Source organism: Streptococcus sp. Marseille-Q5855, assembly GCF_946901985.1.
Lineage (GTDB): Bacteria > Bacillota > Bacilli > Lactobacillales > Streptococcaceae > Streptococcus.
On the sequence record NZ_CAMPPR010000005.1, the window covers coordinates 1 to 6,520 of the forward strand.

At 42.4% G+C, this 6,520-nt stretch carries 6 protein-coding genes; all 6 read right to left on the reverse strand.

Translation table 11 applies throughout. From position 1 onward, the window contains the following. Positions 1–2,220, reverse strand: a 2,220-nt coding sequence (locus OC529_RS06525) for a DUF1542 domain-containing protein (protein WP_262081765.1), incomplete at its 3' end; no start/stop codon positions are given. A gap of 15 nt (positions 2,221–2,235) precedes the next feature. After that, positions 2,236–2,982, reverse strand: coding sequence for an N-acetylmuramoyl-L-alanine amidase (locus OC529_RS06530; RefSeq protein ID WP_262081766.1), 747 nt, complete (start codon positions 2,980–2,982; stop codon positions 2,236–2,238). A 9-nt stretch (positions 2,983–2,991) separates the two neighbouring features. Next, positions 2,992–4,407, reverse strand: a complete 1,416-nt coding sequence (gene ply, locus OC529_RS06535; RefSeq protein WP_262081767.1) for a cholesterol-dependent cytolysin pneumolysin — start codon at positions 4,405–4,407, stop codon at positions 2,992–2,994. Positions 4,408–4,417: 10 nt separating this feature from the next. Continuing rightward, positions 4,418–4,828: a hypothetical protein gene (locus OC529_RS06540; protein ID WP_262081331.1), complete on the reverse strand. Its 411-nt coding sequence runs from the start codon at positions 4,826–4,828 to the stop codon at positions 4,418–4,420. Next, entirely contained in the window at positions 4,821–5,429 is a 609-nt protein-coding gene (locus OC529_RS06545; protein WP_262081332.1) for a hypothetical protein, read from the reverse strand. The genes OC529_RS06540 and OC529_RS06545 overlap by 8 nt, the downstream gene beginning before the upstream one ends. Before the next feature lie 12 nt (positions 5,430–5,441). Next, positions 5,442–5,900 (reverse strand): DUF4231 domain-containing protein, encoded by a 459-nt coding sequence (locus tag OC529_RS06550; protein WP_031233612.1) that lies wholly within the window; start codon positions 5,898–5,900, stop codon positions 5,442–5,444. Positions 5,901–6,520 lie beyond the last annotated feature (620 nt).

Sequence of the window (6,520 nt, forward strand, 5' to 3'; positions counted from 1 at the left end):
ACCGTCTTGTTTCGCTTTGTTAACTCCTGCCTGGTCTGTCGCCTCTCCTACTTTACGTTTCGCGTCTGCAAGAGCTTCGTCTACCTGGCGTTTCGCTTCCTTAATCTCTTCTGTGGTTAAGTTTGGAATATTATCAATCGCTGTTTTCTTCTCATTAGCTTTGGTATCCAGCTCTTGTCTAGCCCCATCTCTATCAATCGGATTGGTCGGCGTAATGGAATCAGTAGAAAGAGGAGAAACAAAGTCGTCGCTGATTATGTTCTCTGTATTTTGTTGAACGTAAGCAGTAACCAAGCGCAATGTTTGATCACCTATGGACTCTTTTTTATATTGAGGTGGAACAATATACCCCGTTCCTAGTTCCCCTATGAGTGCCCACGCGACAATATCATAACCAGTAGCTGAAGTTTCTGTTTTGCCAAATTTTTGATTACTTCCGCCTCGAACCAAGAACACTTTTATCTGACCTTTAGCAGGAATATTGGTAGATTTAATTTTCCCACCTGGTGGTGTAGGTATTTTTACTTGGAATATAGGTCTGTTATTCCCCGTAGCTTTGGCTTTACCCTCCGCATCTTGTTGAGCTGTATGTCCTGAACCCGTCGGAGATAAATCAAATTCCGCTTTTGGAAGCTGGTATCTAATCTGCTGCAGTTTACTCTGTACATTTCCACTATCTAAGGTTACTTGTGGTGTTACATTATATAGTCCGTAAATAGATTTTGGTGTCTTACCTGTAACTTTTATAATCGCTCTCTTTCTATCACCAGAATAAGTTACAGTAGTAGTAGCCCATTTTCTACCAGAGTCATCTGTTTCTGGAAATCCTTTTAATGAAAATTCACGAATTCCTCCATTTTCTACGGTAGCAATAAACTTCAGGGGTGCATCATCTAGATCAGAAGAATTCAATAACGCTACACTATCTTTTTCACTGCCGTCTCTATTCCTGTATCTCTTCTCACTTCCCGGACTTCCTGTAGCCAACCCATAAACAAGACCGGAAACACTTCTACGATTCCTAGTTCTTCCAATTCCTTCCTCATCTTTCTTTAGATGAGCAGCCTTTTTATACTCCTCAAGTGCAGCATTAAAGACCTCCTGATTGACAAGCCCATTTTCTGATTGCCCCAATGCTTCATTGAGTTTATCGTAAGCCTCTTTCAGTTTTTGGACCTGTTCTGGATTTTCAGTGCTGGTCTTCAGTTCTTGGAAGAGTTTATGGATGTTTTCTAATAGAGGGTAGCTACCTGGACCATTTGTGTAGTCTGTAGCCTCCTCCACTGTTTCCTTCTTTTCTTGACTTTCTGTTGACACTGGTGCTGGCGTGGCAGGAGGGGTTAGCGGCCCCCTACCACGTCGCCCCCGTCTAGGAGTCGGGCTTGGTTCACTCTGAGTCGCACTTCTTCCTTCTCCGAGCTCAGCTGGGGATGTGACTCCGCCAGTCAAAGCCTTGTTGATTCCCTCCGCCGTTTCCTTGGTTTCTTGATTTTCTACTGGTGCTGGCGTGGCAGGAGGGGTTAGTGGTTTTCTACCACGTCGCCCTCGTTTAGGAGTCGGGCTTGGTTCACTCTGAGTCGCACCACTTCCCTCTCCAAGCTCAGCTGGGGAAGTGACTCCACCAGCCAAAGCCTTGTTGACCTCCTCAGTCAAGGCTTTCATAGCTTGAACTTGGGCATTGACCTCCTCTTGACTGGAGTTTGGATTTTCAAGAACAGCTTTAGCTCTTACTAGACCTGCTTCTACACGAGCGTGAAGTTCTTTCATTGAGTCCAGTGTCAGATTGGCAAGTAGAGCTTGCAGACTGGTTTGTGCCGACTCGGCAAGTGACTTATCTACAGTAGGACGGCTTGCTTCTTCTGCTTGTTTTTCTCCCTTGCCTTCTTCGCTATCTTTTACTAGAGACTTGTTTTTATCTGAAGCCTCTTGGTTTTCTCGATTGCCTTGGATAGGTTGCTCTGGCTGACTAGGGTCTGTATCAGGAGTTTCTTCACTTAGCTCTTCAGATCCCCCCCCCGAGGAATCGCTTACAAGGGCGCTGGTTCTAGTCGTTCCGCTTTCTGTCGCTGGAGAAATGTCAGGTGTTTGTGCCTGTACTGTCCCGTTGGCAAAAAACATCAGCGCAGCAACGGCAACGCTGGCAGCACCAAAGTGGTACTTCCTTATTGAGTAACGAAAAACCTTTTCCCCTTTATGATCTTCTTTATGCTTTTGTTTCATTCTTTCTTCCTTTTTCTATTTGATTTCTTCTGTATAGTCTAGTGCGATCCAGCCCCTGCCAGACTTCAGCAAGCCCCAAGTATAACCATCTGCTTCTTCTACCTGCATGATGGTAAAAGTCCCAAGAGGGCAAAAACCTTGGTCAGGATAAGCCAGGCCTGGGCCTGTTCGGATGTAGAGGCCATCCTCCACCACACGCACTAGGCGCTCTCCATCCCCATCTCGAGGCTGTTCCTCTTTTGAAACTTGGAAACTATCTCCAGCAAGAATCTCAGCTGCCATCCGGATGAGCCGATTTAGATCAATCCCACCAGGACAATCTGTAACAGTAAACTCCCGATGAGGATGGATGGTCTCCCCATTGATTGGTAAATTATAACGATTACAAATATCTGCAATCAAACGTGCTGAGTTCCAGTAAGTTTCCTCTGCAATCGTCCAGTCCGGTTCTCCACGGTTATTTAAATGTTCAATACCAATCGAACGCTGATTGACTTCATAGTTGCCAGCATGATAGGCGACACTTTCTTCGCCAACACACCCCCATATCTTATCAGGAGTCACCTGATAGTGAGCAGATGTGCCATGCCCTGTGGAGACATACCAAGTACTTCTAGCCCCTTCATCACTCAGCCCACCATTATGGTGGATGGCAATAGTATCAATATCAAGGCGATTCTGATCGCTATTCATGATTTCCTCATCCACATCTGTGATGAGTCCTGAAAACAAATCGCCCTTTACTCTTTTTGTCGCAAACATTCTTCTCTCCTAGTCATTTTCTACCTTATCTTCTACCTGAGGATAGAGAGTTGTTCCCCAAATAGAAATCGTCCGCTTACGCACTAGTGGCAAATCGGTTTTTTCATAAACCGTACGCCACCATTCCCAGGCAAGCCCGGTACACTCTCTAATTTTGACAGAGAGATTACGAACATTCCCTTTTAAAGGAATACTAGTGGTAAAGTGAGCCGTCAAATCCTGCCCATTTCTGTCCCAAGCCTTAGGAGTCAAGACTTCCTTACCTTGATAATCATAGGATGATTCATCCCAAGTAATGTAATATTGAGCAACATAGGCACCACTATGATCCAAGAGTAAATCTCCGTTTCTGTAGGCTGTCACCTTAGTTTCAACATAGTCTGTACTGTTTTGAAAGGTCGCAACTACATTGTCCCGTAAAAATGAAGTTGTATAAGAAATCGGCAAACCTGGATGATCGGCTGTAAAGCGACTGCCTTCTTGAATCAAGTCCTCTACCATATCCACCTTGCCTGTTACAACTCGGGCGCCCGAACTCGGGTCGCCCCCTAAAATAACTGCCTTCACTTCTGTATTGTCCAAAATCTGTTTCCACTCTGTCTGAGGAGCCACCTTGACTCCTTTTATCAAAGCTTCAAAAGCAGCCTCTACTTCATCACTCTTACTCGTGGTCTCCAACTTGAGATAGACCTGACGCCCATAAGCAACACTCGAAATATAGACCAAAGGACGCTCTGCAGAAATTCCTCTCTGCCTTAAATCCTCTACCGTTACAGTATCTTGAAACACATCTCCTGGATTTTTAACAGCATCTACGCTGACTGTATAATAAATCTGTTTAAAATTAACAATCTGAATCTGCTTTTCGCCCGAATGGACAGAATTAAAATCAATATCAAGAGAATTCCCTGTCTTTTCAAAGTCAGAACCAAACTTGACCTTGAGTTGTTCCATGCTGTGAGCCGTGATTTTTTCATACTGCATTCTAGCTGGGACATTATTGACCTGACCATAGTCTTGATGCCACTTGGCCAACAAATCGTTTACCGCTCCACGAACACTTGAATTACTGGGATCTTCCACTTGAAGAAAGCTATCACTACTTGCCAAACCAGGCAAATCAATACTATAAGTCATCGGGGCACGATCGACCGCAAGAAGAGTGGGATTATTCTCTAACAAGGTCTCATCCACTACGAGAAGCGCTCCAGGATAGAGGCGACTGTCGTTGGTAGCTGTTACAGAAATATCACTTGTATTTGTCGACAAGCTCCGCTTCTTTCTTTCGATAACAACAAACTCATCGGGTAACTGATTCCCCTCTTTGATGAAACGATTTTCAATACTCTCTCCCTGATGGGTCAAGAGTTTCTTTTTATCATAATCCATAGCTAGTATAAAGTCATTTACTGCTTTATTTGCCATCTTCTACCTCCTAATAAGTTCCTGGATTGAGTTGCATAAACTCAGACTTGTTCAGCAAAATCAGCCGTGGTTGGACTAAGTGATCCAAAATTTCCTCGTACAATTCTTCTGAGACATTGCGTCGCCGTCTGGCTAGATAAGAAGTCGGAATGACCGTATTATCCAACATAAATACCTTATCTAAGTCAATCAAGGTTGGTCTTGTAAAAGGATTACGAGCTAGATCCGGCTCTTCTATCATAAAGTTCTTGACCAAACGTCTGGTCAAGAGAGCTGGTTTGAAGGTCTGATTTTTAACTAACTCTTTGTTTTTAGTCGTGCTGTTGTCAATACAGATATACATATGATTCTTCATAGCCAAATCACTACTAATAGTCGGAAAAGGCAAATAAAGAGCTACAACATCTCCTCTCTTAATCAAGCAAAAGCACCCCCTTTTCTCCTAATGTAACATAGACAGGATTGACCAAGTCTTCTGATTGACTCAGAATTTCCAACGTTTGAGTTTGGCGCCCTGTCAATTTAGTAGCATCTTGTCTCTTCAATACAAAATGCTTGTCGCCAATAACCTTGACACTATAATCCTTCTCCAAAGCTGACTGGTAAATCCACATCAGATATTGTCTGTCCTGAGAACTCAAGAGCAAGGGATTTTCAAGTCTCCCGATAGTCTGATAAAAATCAAAAACAGGAGCCAAAGCTTGCCAATCTGACTGGCTAGTTGTCAAGGCTAGAAAAAGGGCTTTGCGAGCTGATACTTCTTGGTTAGCCTTGAGAGTCCCCTTGCCCTCCAAGTTTTTTAGAAAGTGGGAAACTCCAGAAAGCAAATCTTTCTCTAACTGCGAGAAATAAAAACCTTGCCTTCCCAGACATAAGTCTCTCAAGTCGCTTTCTCTAGCAAATAAGAGTTCAAACAGTTGATAGTAAAAGAAAAATATCTGGCACTGGGTCGCACTCATCTTTTCCTTATCGGCTTCTTTTTTTAACCAGAGCAAGGGCAATAGGTAGCTGGATTGATACATTTCCTCCACCTCCTACTCTTTTTTCTCTGGAGCATCTGCACTAGCTGCTACTTCTTTTGACTGGATACTTTCCCACTGGTTGATTTCCTCTGAGATAAGACCTTCGCATGTCTTGACAAATAGGGCAAAAGCCTTGGTTTTTCCTGCATATTTCTCTGTTTGGCATTGATAGAGAAATTTTTCCCTTTCCAGGAGTTGCGCAGTCTTTTGGTAAGAAATCCAGTGTTCCTTGGCATTATACAAATTGAGAATCCCCTCACACAGCAAGCCTAGACTGGACAAGGCAACCGAAATCAAACGGTAGCGATCACCTGGCATAGGAATAGCACAAAAGACCGCTATGAGAAAACCTGCCACGATTTCTGTTATTTTTAATACCTTATAGCGTCTACGATGTTGAACGCTTTTCTTTAAAAAATGAGCTATCTGTACATCCAATCGCTCTGTCAGATACATTTCTTCTGGCGTCATGTTCGTAACCCCTTCTATCGATACATTCTATTCAAAAACTAGGATAACTGTCTAGTAGGCTTAGCAATTATTAATCATTTTGTCATGTTTTTTAGGAAAGGAAGTCTCATGTTTACATCTAGCGGAAAATATCGTTTCTCCTACTAGCACAGTTTCTCTAGCTTAATCATTATATCATAATCGGGACAATAAAACTTACTTACTTACTTACTTACTTACTTACTTACTTACTTACTTACTTACTTACTTACTTACTTACTTATGGTAGCTGATTTTATCAATGATTGCAAGCTATTTATCTTTAAATGTCAGAATTATTAAATTTTTGTTACATGCTTGTTTTTGCCATCATGAGAAGGAGCGTTTGGTTTTTTTATAGCAGAATGAAGTAATATCTGAATAAAATTAGTTGAGAAATTCAAACTAATTTTTAACAATATTTTAGAAACCAAGGTCTACTATTCTAGTTTCAATCCGCTATACCGTTTTCATTATGATTCTATCTCTCTTAAATCAAAGTTAAAATCTCCTATTTAGATAGAGGGAGTTACGATATAGGGGGCAACTACCCCCTCCTGCAATGCCAGCACCAGTAGAAAATCAAGAAACCAAGGAAACGG